Raw genomic sequence first — 26,667 nt, 5'->3', positions numbered from 1 at the left:
CAGAGTACTAAAAACTCTTTATTGAACACTAAATAAAGTTCCATCTTTACCATCTTTCAATTGAATACCTAGTTCAATCAATTGATCCCTGATTTGATCAGAAAGAGCAAAGTTTTTATCGGCTCTGGCTTGATTTCTCATTCCGATTAGCATAGTTACAACACCTTCTAATTTATCATTATTAGAGTCAGACATTTTCTCGTCTTTTAATCCTAAAACATCAAATACAAAAGCTCGTAAAGCAGTTGATAGGTTGTTTAAGTCTTCAGAAGTTATGGTTTCTTTATTGTCTTTTAATAAATTGACATAACGAACAGCTTCAAATAATTGTGCGATTAAAATAGGAGTATTAAAATCATCATTCATGGCATCGTAGCATAATTGTTTCCAACTTGCTATATCAATTGAAGAAGAAGTGCTTGGAACAATTGTATCCAATGAATCCATAGCTTCCATCAATCGTTTATATCCTTTTTCGGCAGCAACAATTGCATCATCCGAAAAATCTAAAATACTTCTGTAGTGTGCCTGCAACATAAAAAAACGAGCTACCGAAGCAGAAAAAGGTTTGCTAAGGATAGTGTTTTCACCACTCAAAATCTCGCCTGGTAAAATATTATTTCCAGTAGATTTTGCCATTTTCTTTCCGTTTAAGGTAAGCATATTAGCATGCATCCAATAATTTACTGGACTTTGACCTGTACAAGCTTCATTTTGTGCAATTTCACATTCGTGGTGTGGGAATTTTAAATCCATTCCGCCACCGTGAATATCAAAATGATTACCCAAGTATTTGGTACTCATTGCTGTACATTCAAGATGCCAACCAGGGAAACCATCACTCCAAGGCGAAGGCCATCTCATTATATGTTGTGGTTCTGCCTTTTTCCAAAGAGCAAAATCCTGTGGGTTTCTTTTGTCCGATTGTCCATCAAGATCACGAGTATTGGCTAACATATCTTCGATATTTCGTCCGCTTAATATACCGTAATTATTGGTTTCGTTATATTTTACAACATCAAAATATACAGATCCATTAGCTTCGTAGCCTATTCCTGTGTCGATTATTTTTTTGACAATCTCAATTTGTTCAATAATATGACCAGTAGCTGTAGGTTCAATACTTGGAGGTAAAAAATTAAAAGCTTTAAGGATATCGTGAAAATCTACAGTATAACGCTGTACAATTTCCATAGGTTCTAATTGCTCTAAACGCGCTTTTTTTGCAATTTTATCTTCACCTTCGTCAACATCATCCACAATATGACCAACATCAGTAATATTTCTTACGTAACGCACTTTATAGTCCAAATGCGAAAAATACCTAAAGATTACGTCAAAAGACATAAAAGTTCTAACATTTCCTAAGTGTACATTGCTGTAAACTGTAGGCCCGCAAACATACATTCCAACATTTCCCTCATGAATAGGATTGAAATTTTCTTTTTCACCCGAAAGTGAATTGTATATTTTTAGATGTTGACTTGTATATAAAGGCATATTTTTTTACTGTTTGATTGTTTATTTGAAGCTATTCCTGCTGTTCGCTATATCTTTTACTGGCTAAAGGAGCCAGAAAAAGGATGTCACTTCCATCAGGGCTAGGTTATAAATATAGTTTGAAAAGATGTTATAAACTAGAATTGTGTTTCTAACTTAATGTAATCCAAAAATTCTCTTCTTGTTTGAGGATCTTTAAATTTACCACCAAATTCAGATGTTACTGTACTGCTTTCGATATCTTTAATTCCTCTTGAATTTACGCAAAGGTGTTTTGCATCAATAACGCAAGCTACATCTTCAGTACCAAGAGCTTTTTGTAATTCCTGAACGATTTGCATAGTTAATCGCTCTTGAACCTGAGGTCTTTTTGAGTAATACTCAACAATTCGGTTCATTTTTGATAGACCAATTACTCTTCCGTTAGAAATATAAGCAACATGAGCTCTTCCTATAATTGGTAATAAATGGTGTTCACAGGTAGAATAAAGCGTAATGTTTTTTTCAACCAACATTTCGCCATATTTATAATTATTATCAAAAGTAGATGCTTTTGGTTTTCTTATAGGATTAAGTCCGCCAAAGATTTCTTTGACAAACATTTTTGCTACTCGGTTTGGAGTACCTTTTAAACTGTCGTCAGTCAAATCCATTCCAAGTGTAAGTAGAATGTTTTCAACATCTTTCTTTATTTTTTCTATTTTTTCATCGTCAGTAATTGCAAAAGCATCTTCTCTGATTGGATTTTGCGCACTTGAACCGATATGATTGTCACCTATTTCGTCTAAAAAATCTTCGTTATTTATCATTAAAAACTACTATTATATTGGGTATATCTTTTTGAGTGCGTAAAGATAATTAATAAAAGGGAAACATTTTCTATCGTTTCTACTATTTAATCTTCACTTTTTAGATTAGATGCACGTAGTTGCCTAAAACAGAAATAACAACAACTTTTGATTGTTGTTATCATTCACACTTTATTAACTAATTGTTTCTTTTGTTGTCTATTATTTTTAGCAATATAGGCTAAAATGTTTTGTTTTAAAGTATTAACTCTGCCTATTAATTCTTCTTTGTTCAAGATAAATGTAATTTGCATTTGGTTTAATCTCATTTTAATCTGGAATAGAAATCTACTGCAGATTTATAAAAAAACCTCTCAGAATTTAATCAGAGAGGTTTTCTTCATTTACATTTCTCAAAAAGAAGAAATCTTTATTATTTTTTAATTAACTTATGTGTACTTACTGTACCATTACCATTTACAATCTTTATAATATAAAATCCAGAATTTAGATTTCCAATATTTACAGTATTAGATTGACTTGTTAAGGTATTGTTCTGTACCAGTTTTCCATCGATAGAGTAAATACTCATCGTTGAATTTACAGAAGCTGTATTCTCTAAGTTTACATTAATTTCGTTATAAGCAGGGTTAGGGTAAATAATTACATGTTGAGCTTCGGTATTTAATAATTCTTCCGAAATATTTGCTGCCGAACGTTTAGTCATTAGGCTACCTTTTACGTCTGCCTTAGACAAAGGCCCCCAGTTATTAGTGGTAAAAGCTCTCGATACCAACGAATAAGTCCCCGAAGAAAGTGTAATACCTTTATTTGTATCGTACAGAAATGCCGATGGAGAAATAACACCATCTTTGCCCATAGGATCTGAACCATCGGTCGTATAATACACTTGTGTTCCTGTATTAGGATTGTTAATTGTAATATGCCCTGTAACAGTTGTATCAAATGGTGCTGCCAGCAAAGTATGAACCATATTGTATTCTTGCCATTTTTGCAATGAATAAGATACCCTTTCAGGTACTTGAGCTATTACTCTGGGTACATCTATATTTTTCCAATAATTGTAGACTTCTCTGTCATAAGACATATAAGCTGCGTCCAGTTTATACACATTATTCAGTTCGGTCACTGTGGTTTTTATCTTAGTCTGCACATTACTCACAGAAAGAGGAGCTGCAACCGTACTTTTTGAATCTCCAAATGCTGCCTGTACATAATCTTTTACGAGTGTTTTAAATTCGAGGTTACCCGTAGTTTGATTCGTATTTGAGCCCATAAAGTTGCCAAATAAGCCACCAGGTCCTAATCTAGATTCCCATAATTCCCATTTTTGTTTGTAATTACCTCCGCCACCAGCAAAGCCTATTGGAGGCATTGTTATTGATGAAGTAGGGGCTGTGAATCCTCCAAAAAACGCACCATCGGTATCATTTATATTCATTTTGGCTTTCATGAAAGTCGGTGCATAATTGTGTACTATGGCAATTGCTTCGTTTTCTGTATCAGTAAACATAAACATAATCTGGAATTTGATTAAGTCTTCAACATCTACCCAATTTTTAAAACTTTGAAAATCTTTGGCTGCTGCGAGTTTTTTTATATTTTGCCAAATGGCAGTACTACCATCGCCTTCCTCAACAACACCTCCTGGGAAATTACCATCCTGTAAATTTACGGTTGTGTAATTATCAGCATCATCTCCAAATACTTCTTCTAAATTATTGGAACTGAAGTCGTTTCTCATGGTTTTAACACCTCTGTATTTACCATTTATAAAGAAATTTACATAACGGGTGTCTAGCGCATATTTGCCTATTTCTTTGCATAGGTTCATTGTCATTTTTTCATCAAAACGTAAGTAACCAGTATTGTAAATATTATTCTGAGGGCCATCTTGTCCTTCTTTCAATGAGATAACTTGTATCTTATTTGTGGTAGGATAAACTTCACCAGGATACGTATCAAAGAAAGGATAGTTTGCCTTTTTAACAGCTGCGTTTTTGTTAAATTTAAATTTAACTCCGCCGTTATATTGTGCTAGACTTGCTTGTCCAAACTGCTTCGTAGTAGAATTTGAGAAAAAGTTGGTATGGTCGCTATAAATATGTTTATCTATATATTCAAACGAGCCTTGTACCCAAAGAGGAGATATCTCTGCATCTGTCGATATAGAAATAATAGGTAATTCAGCTATTGCTTTTGAATATTCGTCGGCTGTTAATATATAAGTTTTATTATACCATTGCGCATAACTGGTAGGTAATTCGTTCTTATAATTGTCTTGCAATACGTAAGTGTGGGATGCTACTCCTGAATTACCTGTTGCGTCATAAGCATATACTTTAAGTACACATGATTGTTTTATAGAAACGGGAACGGTATATTTTGTTCCAACTGTTTTTGAAGGAAACTTACCATCTAATGTATAATTTACGGTAGTACCTGCGGGAGCTGTGATTGTAACATCAAAGCCTGTTGGGTATACACCTCTTTCTTTACTGAACGACAAAGCCAATGTTTGTTGCCCCACACTATTAGATATATTGTATGTAGGATTGATAAAAGCCGCTAAAGTAGTTGATGCATCTGTGCTTCGTCCGTAACTTGTATTGTATGGAGTTTCTAAGTATTTTAATTCATCCAAAGAAGTTGTTTTTTTACCTACTAAAGTCGATAAATAGAGTGTACCTCCTGTATTTTTCAAATCGAAATTAAGATGGAAGTCTCCCTTTTCTGGTTTTTTATCTGCTATTAGTACAGCAAATCCTTTAGCAGGAACAAGAATGTTTTTTAGTATATTAAGATCTTTTTTAGTGTCTTTATTTGATACGGAAACATTACTATCGATAAGAACCATTTTATCAAGACTGTTATATATCTCTATCCAGTCTTCCTTTTGATCCGTAGTACCTTGTGCCGATACCTCGTTAATAACAAGTCCGGTCATTTGCGATGGAGTAGTTATTACATTGTTTAGCGTACTAATTACAGATGCTGCATTCGGTCCTTTTTGATTGTCTTTGTATTTAATTACTAGACGAGGTCTATACATATTACCTGCTTCGTAAGCGCGTACACGGGCAAAATTTGACGACACACCCTTGCCTTCAAATAAGAATGCTAAGCCTTGTCCGGATTCCCATCCTCTCAAACGGTTTTCGTCGATCAGTTTTTTAATATCTACTGTACGGTTTTGTGCATAATCGTTACGTGTGTCCGTATTCCATAATTCAGTATTTTCGGTATAAGTACGGCTTGAAATATTATTTTTTATCGGTGAATAAATTTGCGCATCGCCTATCTCTGATTTTATAGATACAGTAGTTGCATTACTTGAACCGTAGGCATAAAATTCGATGTATGCTTCTGTTATTTCGGCATTAGCAGGAAATTCAACAGCTTGAAAGCGAATACCTGTTTTATAAGAATCGGGTTGTCCAGCTAGTGATAAATAAGCGTCACCCAAATATATGTTACCATCCGTATTTTCGCGTCCATCATCATATCCATTGGTTACAATCGAAACAGAGGTTTGTGTTTCTGTTGGGTTTGTCACCATACTTGGTCCTGCACCATTGTTAGCATATTTTATTACTAAGCGTGGTTTATAAAGTACTGAACCTTCATAAGCATAAGCTCTTGCTCCATCGTTTATACCTAGTCCATTGAATTTGAATGCGATATTTTCGCCTGATTTCCATCCATTTAAACGAATTTCATCGATAATATTTCTCAGATTAGGAGTTCTATTTTTTGCCAAATCAGTATTCCAGGCTTCGGTTACCCAGTTGATTTTATTATTAGAGTACTGGCGAGCCGTAATGCTTTTAGGGTCATATGTATAAGGTGTTTTTTGGTTTACCTCGGCATATATATCTACAGTTGTAGCGGGGCTTGTGGCGTAAGCGTAAAATTCAATATAAGCATCTTTAATTTCTGAATTTGCCGGAATTTGAGCATTGCGAAAAATATAACCACTGTCACTACCATCAGTACGTCCGCTCAAAAACATATAACCATCTCCTAAAGCCATATTGCCGTTGGTAAATTCTCTTCCATCATCATTTCCGGTAGATACAATCGAAGCTTCAGTTTGTATTTCGTTAGGGTCAACCACTATACTTGGTCCAGCACCGTTAAGAACATATTTTATCACCAAGCGTGGTCTGTAAAATGATGATCCTTCGTATGCATAAGCTCTTGCCCCATCGTTTAAGCCTATTCCATTAATCTTGAATGCGATATTTTCGCCAGATTTCCATCCGTTCAAACGAATTTCGTCAATAATATTTCTCAGATTTGGAGTTCGGTTTTTTGCAAGATCGGTAGTCCAGTTTTCGGTTACCCAATGGATTTTATTATTGGAATATTCACGAGCCGTAATGTTTTTCGGGGTATAGGCATAAGGTGATTTTTGGTTCATCTCGGCATATATATCTACAGTTGTAGCAGGGCTTGTGGCGTAAGCGTAAAATTCGATATAAGCATCTTTAATTTCTGCATTTGCCGGAACTTGGGCATTGCGAAAAGTAAAACCACTATCGCTGCCATCAATACGTCCGCTTAAAAACATAGCGCCATCTCCTAAAGCCATATTACCGTTTGTGTATTCTCTTCCATCATCATTTCCTGTATTGATAATGGAGACATAGGTTTGTACTTCGTTCGGATCAACCACTATGCTTGGCCCTGCACCGTTGTTAACATATTTTACTACCAAACGTGGTCTATAAAGTGTAGATCCCTCGTATGCGTAAGCTCTTGCACCGTCATTTAAAGCTTGTCCATTGAATTTAAATGCAATATTTTCGCCAGATTTCCATCCGTTTAAACGGATTTCGTCGATAACATTTCTTAGATTAGGAGTTCGGTTTTTTGCCAAATCACTGGTCCATGCTTCGGTTGCCCACTGAATGTTATTGTTGGTATACTCGCGAGCTGTTATGCTTTTAGGATTATTTGTATAAGGTAAATTTTTGCTTTTCTCAGCATATATATTTACGGTTGTAGCAGGACTTGTGGCGTATGCATAAAATTCGATATAAGCATCTTTGATTTCTGCATTTGTTGGAATCTGGGTATTTCTAAAAATAAAACCGCTGTCGCTGCCATCAGTACGTCCACTTAAGAACATAGCACCATCTCCTAAAGCCATATTGCCGTTTGTGTATTCTCTTCCATCATCATTTCCTGTATTGATAATGGAGACATAGGTTTGTACTTCGTTCGGATCAACCACTATGCTTGGCCCTGCGCCGTTGTTAACATATTTTACTACCAAACGTGGTCTATAAAGTGTAGATCCCTCGTATGCGTAAGCTCTTGCACCGTCATTTAAAGCTTGTCCATTGAATTTAAATGCAATATTTTCGCCTGATTTCCATCCGTTTAAACGAATTTCGTCTATGATATTTCTCAGATTAGGGGTCCTTTTTTTTGCAAGATCGGTAGTCCAGGCTTCAGTCGCCCAGTGAATGTTATTAGTGGTATATTCGCGAGCCGTAATACTTTTCGGATTATAGCTGTAAGGTGATTTTTGGTTCTTCTCTGCATATATATTTACTGTTGTAGCAGGACTTGTGGCGTAAGCGTAAAATTCGATATATGCTTCTTTGATTTCTGCATTTGGAGGAATATGGGTATTGCGAAAAGTAAAACCACTGTCGCTGCCATCAGTACGTCCGCTCAAAAAGATAGCGCCGTCTCCCAAAGCCATATTACCGTTAGTATATTCTCTTCCATCATCATTTCCTGTAGACACAATCGAGGCAGAGGTTTGTATTTCGTTCGGGTCAACTACTATGCTTGGGCCCGCACCGTTGTTAACATATTCTACGACTAAGCGTGGTCTGTAAAGTGTTGATCCCTCGTATGCATAAGCCCTTGCTCCATCGTTTAAGCCAGTTCCATTGAATTTGAATGCGATATTTTCGCCCGATTTCCATCCGTTTAAACGGATTTCGTCGATAACATTTCTTAGATTAGGAGTTCGGTTTTTTGCCAAATCGCTGGTCCATGCTTCGGTTGCCCACTGAATGTTATTATTGGTATACTCGCGAGCCGTAATGCTTTTAGGATTATTTGTATAAGGCAAATTGTTGCTTTTCTCAACATATATATTTACGGTTGTAGCAGGACTTGTGGCGTATGCATAAAATTCGATATAAGCATCTTTGATTTCTGCATTTGCTGGAATCTGGGTATTTCTAAAAATAAAACCGCTGTCGCTGCCATCAGTACGTCCACTCAAATGCATATAACCATCTCCCAAAGCCATGTTGCCATTGGTATATTCTCTTGCATCATCATTTCCAGTTGATATAACGCTTGCTGAAACTCCATTTAACGGATTTGTTTCGACATTAGGTCCATTCCCTTCTGTTTTGTACTTGATTACAAGACGAGGTTTATATAATTCGCCCATTTCATTAGTACTTGCAGTAGCTCCATTATTTTGCAAAGTCCCAACAAATTTAAACCCGATTGCTTGACCTGATTGCCATCCTGATAGACGAGTTGCATCTATAATGTTTTTAAGATCTGGTGTTTTTTGTTGTGTGTTACTAATAGTCCAAGATTCGGTAAACCAATTGACTGTGTTCGCAGAATAGTTTCTTTTGGTAATATTGCCTGAAGTGGTTGCGTATGTAGCAGCATTTGCCAACTCAGTATAGATGTTTACGGTACTTGCAGGGCTTGTTCCATAGGAATAAAACTCTATGTAAGCTTCTGATATTTCTGCTTTTACTGGTATTTCGACAACAGGAAACCTTACAACACTATTACTAGAGTCAGATCTTCCTCCTAGGTTGATGTAGCCATCTGTTAGGTACATTGATCCATTGGTATTTTCGCGTCCATCATCGGTATTAGCTAACACGGTAGTTGTAAAAGTGCCGTAAGCCGATGTAAAAGTTATTTGTAACTTGGGAGCCATAGCAGCGTTTCCGTCAAAAGACCACATAACAAATGAGCCTTTTTGATTTCCTGCTAGTTTAAAAGCAACATTGGCATTTCCTACACCAGCAGGAAACATATCCTGTAATAAGTTTGTTACATCGGGTGTTGTGTACTCTTTATTTGCTACACAAACAGGGGTATTCCATGTTACGGAATCGAATGTGTATTGGCGTCCTTTTATTGAAGTAGCGGTGGTTGTTGCGGTAGAGGTAGGATATGCATCCGAATTACCTCTTTCGCCAAAAATAGTAACGGTTGTACCCACTGTACTGGCAGTTCTTCCATAAAATATAAGATTAGCACTCTGTATAACAGCATCTGCTGGTAATGAAATTCCTTGGAAACGGATGTATGTTTCTGTAGGTGCAGCGGTAGTTCCACCCTCTAAATATAAGCCTGTACTCGTATAGTTTACAGCGTTAGATGAAGTTGTAATTGCAACATCATTGTAGCTGCCTTTGATAGGTAGCTGTGTCTTTTGTTGGGCATTTAAGTAGCCACCAATGAGGCACAGTGAAGCAAGAAAAAGGTGTAGTTTTTTTTTCACGATGATTAGGTATTTTATTATAAATCAATATTTTGAGTATCGTGCAAAGGTATGGATATGCTCATGTGGTGTTTTCCCAGATAAGTTTTTATTGTAACATGATAAGTTTTTATTGTATCATTTAGAGTAGAAGATAAAAAGATTGTTGTATAAGGTTAAAATTAAACACACAGAATGATTAATTTTTTTTTGTAACTGATCTAGTAAACAAGATTTGTTTAAGATTATGATTTAAATTTTGAATAAAAAAAAGCTAGGAATTCACAAATTAACATTGGCTAATTTGCGAATTCCTAGCTAAAGGATTTGAAGATTGTTTTATTACTTCTTGTTATAAACTAAAAGCGCTTCTTTTAATATGTTTACAGCAGTAATTAAGTCTTTTTTATTTAAGACGTAAGCAATTCTTACCTGATTTAATCCCATTCCAGGAGTCGAATAAAATCCTGCGGCAGGAGCAACCATAACAGTTTCTCCGTTTAAATCATAGCTTTCTAAAAGCCATTGTGCAAAATCATCGGCATTTTCTATTGGTAATTGTGCGATGCAATAAAATGCTCCTTTTGGTTTTGTCACAATTACGCCATCAATTTTATTTAATTCGGTTATTAGAGTATCGCGACGACTTTTATATTCTGATATAACTTCATCAAAATAACTTTGTGGTGTGTCTATAGCAGCTTCACAGGCAATTTGCTCTATTGTTGGCGGACTCAAACGTGCCTGAGCAAATTTCATTACTGTTGCCAGAACATCTTTGTTCTTGGTAACCAAACAACCAATTCTTGCGCCACACATACTGTAGCGTTTGGAAACTGAATCGACCATAATTACATTTTGCTGTACATCTTCAAGATTCATTACTGAATAATGTACATCGTCTCCATCGTATAAAAATTCACGATAAACTTCATCGGCGATTAAATACAAATCGTGTTTTTTAATCAAAGTAGCCAATTGTTTAATTTCGGCTTCAGTATATAAATAACCTGTTGGATTACCAGGATTACATATTAAAATTGCTTTAGTTTTAGGCGTAATTAATTTTTCGACAGTTTCAATGCTTGGTAAAGCAAAGCCGCTTTCGATTGTGGAAATTACAGGAACTACAGTTGCACTTGTTGATGATGCAAAAGCATGGTAATTAGCATAAAAAGGCTCTGGAATAATAATTTCATCACCAGGATCTGTTATCGTGGCCAGTGCAAACAATAAGGCTTCAGAACCACCTGTAGTAACAATGATGTCTTCTGAGTTAACGTTTACATTTTGGCGTTGGTAAAATTTTGCTAGTTTTTTTCTATAACTTTCATATCCTGCAGATGGACTGTATTCAATAATAGTTAAATCAATATTTTTTACCGCCTCGATGGCCACTTCGGGTGTCTTGATATCCGGTTGACCAATGTTTAGATGATACACTTTGTGTCCTTTTTGTTTTGCAAGATCTGCAAAAGGAGCAAGTTTACGTATCGGTGATTCGGGCATGTTTCTGCCTTTGTGTGAAATTGTTGGCATGTGTTTTATTATTGAAGTGCAAATTTGCATTTTTTTTTCGAATTTAACGTGAACAATATTAGCACATGCTTATTTGTATTAATTAACTAAAATTTTAGTATTTTTATAAGAAATACTCTTAATGAAAAGAAAAATTACTTTGTTTTTTTTGCAAATAGTCACCTTTACTGCATTTGCACAAGATGGATTTGTTATCGATGGACATACTAACAAGATTAGTATTCCCTTTAAATTAATAAATAATTTAATATTTGTACCTATAAAGGTAAATGGAGTCGAATTAAATTTTTTATTAGACTCTGGAGTCGATGACACCGTGCTTTTTAGTTTAGAAGATAAAAAGGAAGTAAATTTTTTTAATGTCGAAAAAATAAGACTTAGAGGTTTAGGAGCCGAAGAAGCAATCGAAGGTTTAAAATCGACAAATAACACATTAGATATAAATGGATTAAAATCGACCAATCATTTATTGTATATAATATTGGATCAGGATTTTAATTTGTCTTCTCATATAGGCATTCCTGTAAATGGTATTATTGGGTATCAGTTTTTTAGAAATAATTTAGTTGAGATTAATTATCAAAAGAAAAAAATTATTGTCTTTAAATCGAATGAACAAAATCGAATTAAATTTGAGAAAAAATTCAAGTCTATTCCTATTACTATAGAGAAATCCAAACCATATCTTTATTCTACTGCAGTTATAGACAGTATTGAAACCCCTGCCAAACTTTTAATTGATATTGGTAATAGTGATGCTTTTTGGGTTTTTCAAAACTCAAGAATAAAAGTACCTAAGAAAAACTTTGAAGATTATTTAGGAAAAGGATTTAGTGGAGATATTGAGGGAAGGCGAGCCAGAGTTTCTTCGTTTTCTATTGGAGATTTTACTTTTAAGAATCCTATAATTGCTTTTCCAGATTCAAGTTCTATTCGTAATGTAAGGATGGTTCCAGATAGGATAGGTTCTGTAGGAGGGGAGATATTAAAAAGGTTTACATTGGTTTTTGACTATGCTGATAAAAAAATATACCTCAAGAAAAATAGAGATTTCTCTCATCCTTTTACTTATAATAAAAGCGGAATTATAATTCAGCACAATGGCTTGCAATGGGTACAAGAAACTGTACATCTTGAAACTGTCCCTATGATGGGAGATTCATTTGATTCTAAAGGAGAAAAAATGAGTAATGATTTTAGATATAAATTTCAATTAAAACCCGTTTTTGAAATAGCTAATATTCGAAAAAAATCTGCTGCTGAGCTTTCAGGTCTAAAAAGCGGAGATATTATTATTAGCATCAACGGAAATAAAGCCTATAAATACTCTTTGCAACAAGTAAATGCATTGCTAAAATCTGAAGATGATATTTGGATAAGTTTAGAAGTTGAGAGAGAGAGTCAAATTTTTAAATTTCGTTTTAAATTAACAGATGAATTATAAGGTGCTTGGATTTTGATATTTGTTATTGTTGGATATTGATACTAAATGTGTTAAAATATATTGTTTTTAGATGCTAAATTGCTAAATAAATATGTTTTTTTGGTGTTAAGGAATTGTTTTGTTAGTTTTATTAGAAATTTAATAATAATATATGGTCAAAAACTACCTTGTTACATTAAAAATACTTTTATTTTTTATTGTTTTATTCTTATTGCCATCCCAAAGTATTGCACAATGTGCAGGTATAGATACTGACGTAAAAATATGTGATATTGAGAATCCAGTACATGAATCAATTAATCTACTAGGATTATTAGATGGTAATCCAACTGCTGGAGGAAAATGGACAGATGATAGTAACACTCAAGAACTAGATACTATAACGGGTATTTTATATGCACAAAATATTAGTAGGGGTGGTGTTTATCAGTTTACCTACACAGTTCCAGCTACTCCTGGATGTGTAAGTACTACAGCAAAATTAAGAATTACTATAGGTGCTTATGCAGGAGTACCAGCTCCTTATGCTACGCCATGTAGCGATAGAGAGACTTATAATCTTTTTGAAGCATTTAATGGTACCGTTATGGGGCCACATAAAAACGGAACCTGGACTAACGGTGCAGGTCAAATTGTTAGCTCTTCGTTTCCAATTAAAAGACTACAAGGAACTTTTCAATTTACATATACTGTACCCCCAGTACCTGGTTGTGTACTATTAATACCATCAGTAACGGTATGGATAACAGTTGTTAGAGCACCTGAACCAGGAATAGCAAATAATTTATTGTTGTGTGGTAGTACAGATTTAGCGGCTTATACTAATTATAATTTGTATGATTTGCTTTCTGCTCAAGATGCCGGAGGTGAGTGGAGTGGTCCTGGGTTAACTTCACCAGCAGATCATAATGTCAATTTTCAGGAATTGTTTGATGCACAGGGTGCGGGAGATTATGAGTATACTTATACTGTTTTTGCACCAACTCTTAATGGTCATAGGCCATGTTCTAATAAATCGGTATCAGCAGTAATTACACTCGAAAAAAGTTTAGATTTTACAGGAGCTACCCTCGTTGTCGATTCAGATATATGCGAGACCGAAATTGCCAGTGCGACTTATTTGGCAACACTTACAAGAGGACCAGAAGTTATTCCTAATGGTAAATATAAGATTACTTATACCATATCGGGACCAACAGCGACATCAGTTAAGACCGAATCAGTAATCTTTAATAATGGTGTAGTAACTTTTCCATTAGAGGCTGTTAATTTTCAGGAAGTTGGGGCTTTTAAAGTTGAAATTACGAGTATAGTTGCCGAATGGAACAAAGGTGTTTGTAAAAATATAGTGGATAATCTATCGGATATTTTAAACATTTATCCAATTCCCAATTTAGATTTAGCAAAATTAAAAATTGACCCAATCTGTCAGAAAGAAAATGCTGTAGTACAGATTACCGGAGCTTCAAAACTTTTAAACGGAACTTATGATATTGTCTATAAGCTTAGTGGAGCCAATACTGCAAATGCCCAAGGAGCATCGATAACTGTTGTTAATGGAGTTGTGTCTGATTTTATAATTCCAGCAGCTTTAATTAGTAAAGATGGAAATACCTCTGTGGTAATTACAAAGATTACAAATAGCGTTACTAAATGTACTAATACAGCTAATGTTATAGGTAATATTGTGGTTAAGCCTTTGCCTAATGCAACTAATTTTAAGGTACAAATAGATGATTTCTGCTTAAATGAACCTGTCCCTGTTACTATTTCTGGATTAGGAACTTTAAAAGATATTGCAATTTCGTACACGATTTCGGGAAGTAATTCGGCAACGACGCAAACAATCAATTTATTAGTAACAAATGCAAAAGCGAGTTTTATAATTCCGCAAAATTTACTCCTTAATACAGGTACAACCAGACTTACAATTACAAAAGTTACCAATAATGAAACTACTTGCGGTATTGCACCTACAGGCTTATTAGATGATTTTTTAATAAATGCTATTCCTACTGCACCAACAACTAATCCCCAGTTTTTTTGTAAATCAGATGAAGCAACAGTTGCTAATTTAGTGCCAAACGGAACTCAATATAAGTGGTATGATTCAGTCACGGCTACAACTCCTTTAGCAGCCTCAACCATATTGGTATCGGGAAATTACTATGTTAAAGTAACGGCACCTGGAGGATGTGTATCACAAGAAAGTTTAAGTGTTGTTACTGTAAATGATACACCTGCACCAGTATTAATACCTAAAGGACAAGATTTTTGTGGAATAAATAACCCTACAATTGCCGATTTATCTAATAATACAAATGTTTCGGCTTCGGTAGTTTGGTATGATGCTCCAGATAATGGAAATCAGTTAACTAAAGCAACTTTATTAGAGGACAATGCAACTTATTATGGGTTTGATTTCTCGAGCACTACAAATTGTTTTTCTAATGATGTGCTGATAGCAAAAGTTTCACTTACAAATTGTACTAATGAAGAAGAGTATGCTGATTTCTTCATTCCCGACGGATTTTCGCCAAACGGAGATGGTACAAATGATACTTATACAATTCCAGATATAGACTTTTTATACCCCGATTATACACTCGAAATTTATAACAGATATGGAAACTTAATGTTTACAGGTAATAAAAATAAACCAGAATGGGATGGTAAGAATTCCGATTCCAAAGTAATTGATGGAGTTGCACCAAATGGCGTTTATTTTTATGTTGTCCATTTCAATAAAGATAACAGATCGCCTTTGCAAGGTCGTCTTTATTTAAATCGATAATTCCTATTTAATATAATTTTCAGATGAAAAAAATAATACTAATTATAAGTTTTCTTTTCTATGTCGTTCACGCTTCTGCGCAGCAAGATCCCGAATACACACATTATATGTATAATATGAGTATTGTAAATCCAGCCTATGCAACAGGAACACCAGCAATGCTAAATTTAGGAACTTTATATAGAACACAATGGGTAGGAGCAGTTGGCGCACCTAAAACATTTAACTTTTTTGCACATACTTCTTTAAGTGATAAAATAGAAGTGGGAGCCTCATTAATATCTGATGATATAGGTGATGGAGCCAAAAAAGAGAATAATTTCTATGCCGATTTTGCCTATATACTAGAGTTAGGAGGAAACAATAAACTGTCGTTAGGACTAAAAGCAGGATTAACCTCTTTGCAAACTAATTTTAATGGATTCCAGCTTCAGAGTGGAGATGTTACTACCGATTTAGCTTTTGCTGAAAATGTAAATGTAACCAAACCCAATATAGGTTTAGGAGCTTATTATTTTACAGATAAATTTTATGTTGGATTATCGGCTCCAAATTTATTGAAGTCTAAACATATCGAAGAGAAATCAGGAATAAACGCGTATGGTTCCGAAGATATTCATACGTTTTTAACTGCAGGATATGTATTTCAGCTTAGTGATGTGTTCAAACTAAAACCAGCTTTTATGTCAAAATTTGTGGTTGGAGCACCAGTTTCTGTAGATATTACTGCGAATGTTTTGTATAACGAACGATTTGAACTAGGTGCTGCTTACAGGGTCGATGATGCAGTAAGTGTCTTGATGAATGTAAACGTAACCAAAGCAATTAGAGTAGGTTATGCTTATGATTATACCACAACCAATTTTGGACAGTTTAATTCTGGAACGCACGAGATTATGCTTCTTTTTGATTTGGATTTATTAGGTAAGGGATATGATAAATCACCAAGATTCTTTTAAAATGAAAAATATGAAAAAATTACTAGTTATTATATTCGTATTTTCAATACAGTTTATAAATGCTCAAGATCAGGATTTGGCTCGAGCAAAACGTTTCTTTGATAAAACATATTACAGCGAAGTTATTCCGTTGTACGAAAAAATAGTCTCCGAAAAGCCTTCGGCGGAAGCCATAAAAAACTTAGCCGATTCGTATTATTATACCAATGATTTAAAGAAAGCGCAACAATATTATAGACTTCTGATTAAAAGTTATGATAAGGATTTAGATAGAAACTACTATTTTAAATATGCTCATACGCTTAAAGCGACCAATAGTTATGAAGAAGCAAATGAAGTTTTAAAACAATATTATTCTAAAAACAGTCAGGATTATTTAGACTTTGAAAATGCTACTAAAGAATTAGAGAATATTACGGCTATTGGAGAGAGATTTATTATTAAAAATCTAGCGATAAATACCAAAAACTCCGAGTTTGGAGCAGTAAAATATAAAGATAGTTTAGTTTTTGCAGCAGTAAAGAAGAGACCAGGAATATTTGATAAAATGTACAAATGGGATAATGAAACGTATCTTAACCTAGTTTCGGCACCTATAAACAAGATAAAAGCAGGAGATTCGATTGCTTATTATTTTGCAAAGGAATTAAAAACCGGAATGCATGAATCGAATGCTGTTTTTACAAAAGATGGTAAAACCATTTATTTTACAAGGAATAATTATAAAAACGGAAGAAGAGGAAAAAACGATGATAAAATTTCGAATCTTCAGATTTTTAGAGCCGAACTTATAAAAGGAAAATGGAAAAATGTAGTATCACTTCCATTTAATAGTGAGAATTATTCTGTAGAACATCCAGCATTAAGTGCAGATGAAAAGACATTGTATTTTGCTTCGGATATGCCAGGAACATTAGGTTCATTTGATATATTTTCGGTGGCAATAAACGAAGGTGCGTATGGTAATCCTCAAAATTTAGGCGCATTAATTAATACTGATAAAAGAGAGCAGTTTCCGTTTGCATCAAAAGATAATAAACTCTATTTCTCCTCCGATGGGCATTTAGGCTATGGTTCACTCGATGTTTTTGTATCCGATATTAAAGAGGGAACATTTACAAAACCCTTGAATGTAGGTTTACCATTAAATTCAAATTTAGATGATTTCTCTTTTAATATAGATTCAGATACCAAAGAAGGATATTTTGCCTCGAACAGAGTAGGAGGAAAAGGGAGTGACGATATCTACCAGTTAAATGAAATTAAACCATTGTTGATTGAAGATTGTAAGCAACTTATTGCAGGGATAATTACCGATGTTGATACAAAATTACCGCTAGAAAATGCGGTGGTTATACTTCAGCAGGAAGAAAGCAAACAATTGCGTACGATTGTAACGGCTGTCGATGGAAAGTTTAATTTTAAAGTAGCTTGTGAGTTAGCCTATACAATTTCGGCATCTAAAGAAAATTATACGAGTAATTCCAGAATCTTAGTTCTTGATAAAACAAGAGGGAAAAGTAACGATGCATCGATGGCGCTTAAATCTCTTGAGGTCGTAAAACAAGAAGAAAAAGAACTTGAAGAGCAGAAGAAACAAAAAGAAGCTCTAGAGTTGGTAGCTTTAAAAGCAAAAGAGGCAAAAACTAAAGCAAATGAATTAGCACAAGCTGAAATCAAGAAAAAAGAGAAGGCAGATAAAGTTATTACAGATCAAAAAGAAAAAGTAGAGAAGATTATTGCACAGGAAAAAGATGTTATAAGAGATAAAGACAGATTAATTATCAAGACCGATCCTATTTATTTTGACTATGATTTATGGTATATAAGGAAAGAATCTAAAGTTATCCTAAACAGAGTTTTAGAATTAATGAAGAAATATCCTGATATGGTTATCGAGATTGGTTCTCATACCGATTCCAGAGGTAATGAAAAGTACAATGCCGATTTGTCTCAAAAACGAGCACAATCAACCAAAGAATATTTGGTAGATTCCGGGATTGATACAAAGAGAATTGTAGCCAAAGGTTATGGAGAATCTGTGCCGATTATAAAATGTAAAACGGATGATGCTTGTAATGAAGAACAACATGAGTTAAACCGCCGAAGCGAATTTGTGATTAAGAATTTATAAAGTGGGGAAATTAACCGCAAAGGGCGCAAGGGTTTACGCAAAGTTCGCAAAGTTTTAAATCAGTTTAATCTTTTAATCTGTGGCTAAGAAATTAACCGCAAAGGGCGCAAGGGTTTACGCAAAGTTCGCAAAGTTGGAAAATCCTTTTAATCTCTTTAATCTGTGGCAAAAATTTTAACCGCAAAGGTTCAAAAGAAGGCTCTTAGGTTTTGAGGTACAAAGTGACAAAGGTTTGGTTTGCGTGTAAAAGGGAACGCGGATGAAACGGATTCGCTATCGCGAAAACACAGATAAAAACTGATTTTCTATCTATTGTTTTTAAAAATCTGTTTTATCAGCGTCTTTACTTTAGTAAATCCGTTTCATCCGCGTTCCTTTGTAGCCAATTCGTGCCAAACTAAAAAAAAATCGCTTCCTAAATTTTAGGAAGCGATTTGTATTTATAAGAAGTTTGATTTGAATGTTAGTTCGCTACTTCTCCTCTAATTTTTAAAGCTACACGACCCTCAGGGTAGTTTACTGCATTAGTTTCTACAGTAATTGTTTTTCTTATTGGCCCTGGAGCCATATTAAATTTAACTTCAATTTTTCCTGATTTTCCAGGCATAATTGCCGCACTTGGTTTAGATACAATACTAATACCTGTTGTAGACTGTACTGATGTAATCATTAATGGTGCGTCTCCAGAGTTAGTAAATTCAAAGGCTTTGGCCCCGTTATCACCTTTACTTACTGTACCATAATCAATCGTATTGTCCTTGGCAGCAAAATCAATTTTTGGGCCGTTTTGAGCAAGACCGATGGTTGTTACCATAAGGATTGCTATAAATGAGGCTGCTTTCTTCATTTGAAATTGTTTTAAGTTATTAAGTAAATATACTTTCTTTTAATTAATACACAAATTATTAATTCGCTTTTTATAGTGTACTTAATTATTTACTTTTGTTCTCTATTATAAATACAAAAATCAAACCAAAGTATAAAAGGGTTATTTGTTAAGCTGCCTGATCGGTTATTTTGCTGAGGTAAAAACGATTAGACAATTTAGTAATTAAACAAATTAACGATAAAACATATCCAAGATAAAATGACAATTCCAGCACAATTTGACGCTAAAACAATCGAGAACAAATGGTATGACTATTGGATGAAAAATAATTATTTTCATTCAGAGCCAGATCATAGAACACCTTATACTATTGTAATCCCTCCACCTAACGTTACAGGAGTCTTGCACATGGGACATATGCTTAACAATACCATTCAGGATGTATTGATAAGAAGAGCACGTCTTAAAGGGTTCAATGCTTGTTGGGTACCAGGAACAGACCATGCATCGATCGCTACTGAAGCTAAAGTTGTTGCTAAATTAAAAGCCGAAGGAATCAATAAAAATGATTTGACTCGTGAAGAATTCTTGGCTCATGCTTGGGAATGGACAGATAAATATGGTGGTGTAATCTTGGATCAGTTAAAAAAACTAGGAGCTTCTTGCGACTGGGAAAGAACTAAGTTTACTATGGATCCAGATATGTCAGCATCTGTAATTAAATCATTTGTAGATTTATATAACAAAGGATTAATTTATAGAGGTTACCGAATGGTAAACTGGGATCCTGAGGCAAAAACAACTTTATCTGATGAAGAAGTTATTTATGAAGAACAGCAAGGAAAATTATTTTTCCTTAAATATAAAATCGAAGGAACTGAGGAATTTTTGACCGTTGCCACAACGCGACCTGAAACTATTTTCGGAGATACTGCAATTTGTATTAATCCAAATGATGAGCGTTTTACACATTTAAAAGGTAAAAAAGCTATTATTCCTATTTCAGGAAGAGTTATTCCTATTATAGAAGACGAATATGTAGATGTAGAGTTCGGAACAGGATGTCTTAAAGTTACTCCTGCGCACGATATGAATGATAAAGCGCTAGGAGAGAAGCATAATCTGGAAATTGTAGATATCTTTAATGAAGATGCTACGCTTAATAGTTTCGGATTGCATTATCAAGGAAAAGATCGTTTTGTAGTTCGTACTGAGATTGCAAAAGAATTAGAAGAAATTGGTGCTTTGGCGAAAACTGAGATACACCTTAATAAAGTAGGAACTTCTGAAAGAACGAAAGCAGTTATCGAACCAAGATTATCAGATCAATGGTTTCTTAAAATGGAAGATTTAGTAAAACCAGCAATTAAATCTGTTTTAGTTGATGGTGATATTAAATTACACCCAAAACGTTTTGAAAATACCTACGCGCATTGGTTAAATAATATTCGCGATTGGAATATCTCTCGTCAGTTATGGTGGGGACAACAAATTCCAGCTTATTTTTATGGAGACGGAAAAGAAGATTTTGTAGTTGCAGAAAACATAGAAGACGCTTTAAAATTAGCACAAGAAAAAACGGCTAACAATTCACTAAAAACATCTGACTTAAGACAAGATGTTGATGCACTAGATACTTGGTTCTCCTCTTGGTTATGGCCAATGTCGGTTTTTGGTGGAATAATGGATCCAGAAAGCGAAGATTTTAAATATTATTATCCAACAAATGATTTGGTTACAGGTCCGGATATTTTGTTTTTCTGGGTTGCCAGAATGATTATTGCAGGGTATGAATATGCAGGCGAAAAGCCATTTACAAATGTATATTTAACAGGTTTAGTACGTGATAAGCAACGTCGTAAAATGTCTAAATCATTAGGTAATTCACCTGATCCTTTAGATTTAATAGATACATTTGGTGCCGATGGAGTTCGTGTAGGATTGCTTTTAAGCGCTTCTGCAGGAAATGATATCATGTTTGATGAAGAATTATGTAATCAAGGAAAAGGATTCTCTAATAAAATATGGAATGCCTTTAAATTGATAAAAGGATGGGAAGTTTCGGATACTATTCCGCAACCAGAATCATCAAAAGTAGCAATCGAATGGTACGAAGCTAAATTGCAACAAACATTGGTTGACATTGAAGATAATTTTGAGAAATATAGAATTTCAGATGCTTTAATGGGGATTTATAAATTAGTTTGGGATGATTTCTGTTCTTGGTTCCTTGAAATGATCAAGCCAGCATACCAACAACCTATTGACAGTGCTACTTTTGCGAAAGCAATAGAAATGTTAGAAAGTAACTTGAAGTTATTACATCCTTTTATGCCTTTCTTAACGGAGGAAATTTGGCATATAATTGCTGACAGAGCTCCAGAAGAAGCCTTGATAGTTTCGACTTGGCCAGAATTAAAACCATTTGATGCTAAATTAATTGCTGATTTTGAAAACACAAGCGAGGTAATCTCAGGAATAAGAACAATTCGTAAAGACAAGAATATTCCGTTTAAAGATGTTATCGAATTAAAAATTGTAAACAACGATAAAGCTTCTACTTATTTTGATTCGGTTGTAACCAAATTAGGGAACATTACTTCATTAGAATATGTTTCGGATAAAGTAGATGGAGCATTATCTTTTAGAGTAAAATCGAATGAATATTTTATTCCGATAACAGGAAATATTAATGTTGAAGAAGAAATTGCGAAACTTACTGCAGAGTTGGTTTATACACAAGGATTCTTGAAATCGGTTCAGTCTAAATTGGCAAATGAGAAATTTGTTGCAGGTGCGCCAGAGAAAGTTTTGGCAAACGAAAAACAAAAGGAAGCAGATGCATTAGCAAAAATTGCTACAATTGAGCAAAGTATTGCTGGTTTGAAATAAGAACTAGATTTTCTTTTAATATAGAGAGACTGTCCCTTAAAGACAGTCTCTCTATATTTTGCTATTATTTGTTTTTATAGTAGGAGAAAAGAAGTGAAAATGAATTTAGGAAGTAACGCCATGAGCAATTCAGCAAGTAATTCTATAAAGTAGACACAATATTGTCTTTCTGAGGCACGAAGAATCTCCGCGAGAAACTCTATAAAGATTGAATTCTTTTCTATGCGGAGCTACTTATGGAGATTCTTCGTACCTCAGAAAGACAAGTTTGAGAGTATTGGGAACGTGTAAAATAGGCTCTATATACTTTGTTAGAAATGACTAGTTTATGCCCATATATGGATATAAATGAATCTTTTACTTCTTTCTAGTTAAAACTAAAAATAAAGGATAAGAAACCAAGGTGATACCAACTATAATTATAAAGCTTTTAGGGTCGCTATATACAAATCCGATTAATAGTGCGAATGAAACCAAAATAGCTAAAATAGTAGTCCATGGATACCAAAAAGAACGATAAGTTCTTGGTAAATTAGGTTCTGAAGCTCTTAGCTTAAGAAGCGAAAAATAAGCCAATCCCCAAACAATAATAGAGGTGAAGGCTGCAAAGGAAAATAAGACTTCAAACGAGCCGATACAAATTAAGAATAAACTAAATAATGAGGAAACCAAAAGAGCAACAATTGGAGTTCCACCTTTGTTTACCGCTGTTCCTTTTTTGATAAAAAAACCATCACGACTTAATCCGTATAAAATTCTTGGCGGTATCATCATAAATGCGTTCAGGATACTAATTAGAGAAAAAATAGAAATGACTGTGACTATTATAGCACCATTTTTTCCGAAGATAATATTTGCTACATCGGCAGCAACCAAATTAGATTTTGCTACAGTTTCAAGCGGTAAAACATGTAAAAAAGCAATGTTTACTAAAACATAAATAGCAATTACAAGCAGTACGCCGCTAAATAATGATTTCGGAATGTTTTTACTCGGATCATCATTTTCTTCTGCAAAAAAGCAAACGCTATTCCAGCCGTTATATGTTCCGATAATAAGTTGAAGTGATTTAAATAATCCAAATAAAATACCAATCTGAAAGATAGAATTATCTTTTTGAATCGGAGCTAATTTTACTCCCGAATACATAAAACAAGCAACCACTAAGGCAACAAAACAAATTACTTTAATGAAGCTAGTAATTTGTTGGATAATACTCCCGTTTTTTACGCCACTTAAATGTAATAATACAAATGCTATTAATAGTGAGATGGCAATTGTTGTTGAGTAGTTTTGCAGACTTGGAAACAAGATGATGATATATTCACTGATAACAATGCAGTAAAAAGCAGGCGGAATTACATTGGTAATATAATCAAACCAACCCGAGAGAAAACCTGCATAGTTGCCAAAAGCTCTTTTTATATAATTATAGGATCCTCCAGCTTTAGGGAGCATAGTAGCTAGTTCGGCATAGGAATTGGCTCCAATTAAGACAAACAATCCACCAAAAAGCCAAGAAGCAATAATGAGCCAGTAATTATCTAATAATCCCACAATCGTACCTGGTGTACGTAAAATTCCAACTCCGATTGTGCCTCCAATTAATACCGCAATATTAAAACTTAGTCCTAGACTTTTTTTTAATTGGTTCTTTTTGGAGTCTATCATATTTAGAATTTTTGTCGGATGTTGAGGTTCGGATTATTTGCTTGGCAAAAGTAATACAATTAATGTACTTTTCTTTAAAACAAAAAACCTCGTTTAGTAATAAACGAGGTTGAATCTTTATGATAAGGAATAGGAATTAAGCTAGTAAAAACAAGAATGTAAGCAGAAAAAACGTTCGATGCTAGTTTCTAATTTCTGAATTTAAAGCTAACCTTGGTTGAATATTTATATTTGACTAAAATAAAAAACCTTTTTCTGATTTTCATTAAATGAAAATTTCAGAAAAAGGTTTTTATAAAGAGAAACTAAATGTTTCTTAGAATTTATATCTTAAGCTTGTCATTACTTGACGAGGTGCAATTGGATTCACACTATAATTCTCGTGAACTGTATAGTTTAACTCATTTGTTATGTTTGATAATTTACATAAGATTGAGATTTTTCTCCAAGTATAACCTGCTGATACATCAATTGTAGTGTAGGCGTCTAAAGGAATTTCTCTGTCGTTGATTCCATTTGGTTTCTTAGAGTCGTATTGACTGTTCCAACCACCAACTCTATCTCCAATGTAATTTCCAATTGCTCCAACAGAAACACCTTTTAGTAAACCGTCTTGTACAGTATAAAAGAAACTTAAGTTTGCAGTATTAGCTGGAGTTCTTACTAAACGATCTCCTTCGATAAAACTACCATTTGCTCCAGAAGTTTTTGTGTAACGCATATCGTTATAGCTATAACCAGCGATGATACTTAAACCGTCAACAGGTTTAGCAGTAATGTCAATTTCTATACCTTTACTTTTAGTTTCTCCACTTAAAACTTTAATAGTTGAATCTGTGTTAGCAGATCCGTCAGCTTTAAATTCGGCAGTTTGCGCTAAATTACTATTAGTAATTTGGTAAACAGTAACATTGGTACTTAATAAACCTCTCCAGAAATCTTTCTTCACACCAAACTCATATTGGTCAATGATAGAAGGTTTTATAGCTTGCATATCTACAGTTGTACCTGTGTTAGGTGTAAACGAGTTAGAGTAGCTTCCAAATAATGAGATGTCTTTTGTTGGTTGAAAAACAAGACCAACTTTTGGAGAAAAGGCTTGATCTGTAAGTTTATCACCTTTAGGTAATCTAGATGGATTTTTTGAATAATCAATTGTTTCTGCTTGAGTTTCTTGCCATGACCAACGTAATCCTGCTAGAACCTTAAATTGTTCTGTGATTGAAATTAAATCCTGGAAATAAATTCCAAAACGATTAGAATCTGTGTTTACAAGTTTAGTTGCTTTTGCATTTGGGATGTCCATACGTTGTCCTGCATAAGTAAGATCGTAAATATTTACACGATCGTATGCATTTGGAATGTAATTTCCTTTAGCATCCTCTTCTGCTTGTTCGTTGAAAGCATAAGTATACCCTTGTGCAAATGAATTTTCGAAATCAACACCTGTAAAAAGTTGGTGTTTTATTCTTCCAGTATTGAAAGTTCCTTGTAAGCTTAATTGGTCTCCCATTATTTGTTCAAAATTATCATTTTGACCTAATGGACGAATATAATCACCGTCTACATAATTTGGAATAGTAGTATCAATAGATACACGTTCAGTGCCTTTAGAAGTTCTGTGGTAATTTTGGAAAGAAGTATTAAAGTTTAATTTCCAATTATCATTAAAATCGTGGTTAACTAAAGCCGAAATACTTGTTTGAGTTGTTTTTCCGTTTGACCAAAGTGCTCCTAAATATTTACCTCTTGGTACATCTGCAAGTTCTTTACCAATTATTCCTGTTCCAAAATCTGGAGTCCAGTCGTAGCTTAAATAATCTCCTTGTAATGTAATTTGAGTTTTGTTGTTTACTTTAAATAAGAACGAAGGGTTTATATAATAACGCTCATTTTTTACAATATCTCTAAAGCTTTCAGAGTTTTCGTATGTACCTGTAAAACGATATGCGATGTGTTTGTTTAAAGGTCCGTAAACATCTACAGATGGTTTGTAAAAAGAGTTACTTCCCATTTGCATAGATACCTCGCCACCATGTGTAAATTGTGGAGTTTTAGTAACCATATTAATAATTCCACCAGGAGCAACGTTTCCGTATAATAACGCAGCACTTCCTTTTAAGAACTCTACTTTATCTAAAGAAGAAACTTCGGGCATAGATCCACTGCTGTAACGAAATCCGTTTTTGAACATATTATTTGTTGACATGTCGTAACCTCTAGAGAAAAAAGATTCCTGAGCGCCACCACGAGCCGATCCTACATAAACACCATTCATGTTTTTTGTAACATCACTTAATCTAATAGCTTGTTGTTGTTCGATTACTACATTGTCTATTACTTGTACACTTTGTGGAAGATCCATAACTTTGATGCCTGAACGTACTGCAGTTACGGGTTTTCTTTGTTTATTGGCTGTAATTACAACTTCGTTAAGAATTTCTCCTTTTTTGTTTTTTACAGTATCAGTAATTGCTGTGGCAGTATCACGATTTTCGACTGTGTTTGCTCTCCCTTGTGCAAAACCTGTTAGACCGAATAATAAGCCTAGAGTAGGCAATAAAATATGTTTCATGTTTGTTTATTTGGAATAAAAAAAAATAACGCCGC

Annotated in this window: 12 protein-coding genes; 5 read left to right on the top strand and 7 right to left on the bottom strand. The window is 34.2% G+C overall.

Going from position 1 to position 26,667, the window contains the following annotated elements:
- Positions 1 to 18: 18 nt before the first annotated feature.
- The 4 genes from cysS to AC3IPI_RS23095 all read right to left on the bottom strand — a co-directional run bounded on the left by cysS (position 19) and on the right by AC3IPI_RS23095 (position 11,334).
- On the bottom strand, positions 19 to 1,500 hold the full coding sequence (gene cysS, locus AC3IPI_RS23110; protein ID WP_489156061.1) for a cysteine--tRNA ligase: 1,482 nt from the start codon (positions 1,498 to 1,500) through the stop codon (positions 19 to 21).
- A 137-nt stretch (positions 1,501 to 1,637) separates the two neighbouring features.
- The gene (gene folE / locus AC3IPI_RS23105; protein WP_039111141.1) at positions 1,638 to 2,309 is read right to left on the bottom strand and encodes a GTP cyclohydrolase I FolE; all 672 of its coding nucleotides are present in this window, start codon (positions 2,307 to 2,309) and stop codon (positions 1,638 to 1,640) included.
- Between the two features lie 412 nt (positions 2,310 to 2,721).
- Positions 2,722 to 9,816, bottom strand: a complete 7,095-nt coding sequence (locus AC3IPI_RS23100) for a T9SS type A sorting domain-containing protein (protein ID WP_489156058.1) — start codon at positions 9,814 to 9,816, stop codon at positions 2,722 to 2,724.
- Between the two features lie 321 nt (positions 9,817 to 10,137).
- Positions 10,138 to 11,334, bottom strand: coding sequence for a pyridoxal phosphate-dependent aminotransferase (locus AC3IPI_RS23095; RefSeq protein ID WP_039111139.1), 1,197 nt, complete (start codon positions 11,332 to 11,334; stop codon positions 10,138 to 10,140).
- Positions 11,335 to 11,455: 121 nt separating this feature from the next.
- On the opposite strand from AC3IPI_RS23095, the gene AC3IPI_RS23090 reads away from it, so the two are divergent.
- The 4 genes from AC3IPI_RS23090 (at position 11,456) to AC3IPI_RS23075 (ending at position 18,665) form a co-directional block, all read left to right on the top strand.
- Positions 11,456 to 12,778: an aspartyl protease family protein gene (locus AC3IPI_RS23090; RefSeq protein ID WP_489156056.1), complete on the top strand. Its 1,323-nt coding sequence runs from the start codon at positions 11,456 to 11,458 to the stop codon at positions 12,776 to 12,778.
- 151 nt (positions 12,779 to 12,929) lie between these two features.
- Positions 12,930 to 15,572 carry a T9SS type B sorting domain-containing protein gene (locus tag AC3IPI_RS23085; protein WP_489156054.1) on the top strand — a complete coding sequence of 881 codons (2,643 nt, stop codon included), beginning with the start codon at positions 12,930 to 12,932 and terminating at the stop codon, positions 15,570 to 15,572.
- 23 nt (positions 15,573 to 15,595) lie between these two features.
- Positions 15,596 to 16,531, top strand: a complete 936-nt coding sequence (locus tag AC3IPI_RS23080) for a PorP/SprF family type IX secretion system membrane protein (RefSeq protein WP_489156051.1) — start codon at positions 15,596 to 15,598, stop codon at positions 16,529 to 16,531.
- Between the two features lie 10 nt (positions 16,532 to 16,541).
- Positions 16,542 to 18,665: an OmpA family protein gene (locus tag AC3IPI_RS23075; RefSeq protein WP_489156049.1), complete on the top strand. Its 2,124-nt coding sequence runs from the start codon at positions 16,542 to 16,544 to the stop codon at positions 18,663 to 18,665.
- Positions 18,666 to 19,128: 463 nt separating this feature from the next.
- On the opposite strand, the gene AC3IPI_RS23070 is transcribed toward AC3IPI_RS23075, so the two are convergent.
- Entirely contained in the window at positions 19,129 to 19,512 is a 384-nt protein-coding gene (locus AC3IPI_RS23070) for a DUF1573 domain-containing protein (RefSeq protein WP_489156047.1), read from the bottom strand.
- Between the two features lie 240 nt (positions 19,513 to 19,752).
- Here AC3IPI_RS23070 and AC3IPI_RS23065 point away from each other — a divergent pair, with 240 nt between their 5' ends.
- On the top strand, positions 19,753 to 22,386 hold the full coding sequence (locus tag AC3IPI_RS23065; protein ID WP_489156045.1) for a valine--tRNA ligase: 2,634 nt from the start codon (positions 19,753 to 19,755) through the stop codon (positions 22,384 to 22,386).
- 357 nt (positions 22,387 to 22,743) lie between these two features.
- On the opposite strand, the gene AC3IPI_RS23060 is transcribed toward AC3IPI_RS23065, so the two are convergent.
- Together AC3IPI_RS23060 and AC3IPI_RS23055 are read right to left on the bottom strand one after the other, a co-directional pair.
- Entirely contained in the window at positions 22,744 to 24,057 is a 1,314-nt protein-coding gene (locus AC3IPI_RS23060; RefSeq protein WP_489156043.1) for an APC family permease, read from the bottom strand.
- A gap of 316 nt (positions 24,058 to 24,373) precedes the next feature.
- Positions 24,374 to 26,632, bottom strand: coding sequence for a TonB-dependent siderophore receptor (locus tag AC3IPI_RS23055; RefSeq protein ID WP_489156041.1), 2,259 nt, complete (start codon positions 26,630 to 26,632; stop codon positions 24,374 to 24,376).
- Positions 26,633 to 26,667: the final 35 nt, after the last annotated feature.

The sequence above is a fragment of the Flavobacterium sp. GL_143 genome (genome assembly GCF_057834355.1).
Note: the sequence above shows the minus strand (reverse complement) of the source record. Positions and strands in the feature narration are given on the sequence as shown.

What these genes read in the sequence shown, in the direction of transcription:
- cysS (WP_489156061.1), bottom strand. Translation starts at nt 1,500, where the DNA reads ATGCCTTTATATACAAGTCAACATCTAAAAATATACAATTCACTTTCG.
- AC3IPI_RS23095 (WP_039111139.1), bottom strand. Translation starts at nt 11,334, where the DNA reads ATGCCAACAATTTCACACAAAGGCAGAAACATGCCCGAATCACCGATA.
- folE (WP_039111141.1), bottom strand. Translation starts at nt 2,309, where the DNA reads ATGATAAATAACGAAGATTTTTTAGACGAAATAGGTGACAATCATATC.
- AC3IPI_RS23085 (WP_489156054.1), top strand. Translation starts at nt 12,930, where the DNA reads ATGGTCAAAAACTACCTTGTTACATTAAAAATACTTTTATTTTTTATT.
- AC3IPI_RS23075 (WP_489156049.1), top strand. Translation starts at nt 16,542, where the DNA reads ATGAAAAAATTACTAGTTATTATATTCGTATTTTCAATACAGTTTATA.
- AC3IPI_RS23070 (WP_489156047.1), bottom strand. Translation starts at nt 19,512, where the DNA reads ATGAAGAAAGCAGCCTCATTTATAGCAATCCTTATGGTAACAACCATC.
- AC3IPI_RS23055 (WP_489156041.1), bottom strand. Translation starts at nt 26,632, where the DNA reads ATGAAACATATTTTATTGCCTACTCTAGGCTTATTATTCGGTCTAACA.
- AC3IPI_RS23080 (WP_489156051.1), top strand. Translation starts at nt 15,596, where the DNA reads ATGAAAAAAATAATACTAATTATAAGTTTTCTTTTCTATGTCGTTCAC.
- AC3IPI_RS23060 (WP_489156043.1), bottom strand. Translation starts at nt 24,057, where the DNA reads ATGATAGACTCCAAAAAGAACCAATTAAAAAAAAGTCTAGGACTAAGT.
- AC3IPI_RS23090 (WP_489156056.1), top strand. Translation starts at nt 11,456, where the DNA reads ATGAAAAGAAAAATTACTTTGTTTTTTTTGCAAATAGTCACCTTTACT.
- AC3IPI_RS23065 (WP_489156045.1), top strand. Translation starts at nt 19,753, where the DNA reads ATGACAATTCCAGCACAATTTGACGCTAAAACAATCGAGAACAAATGG.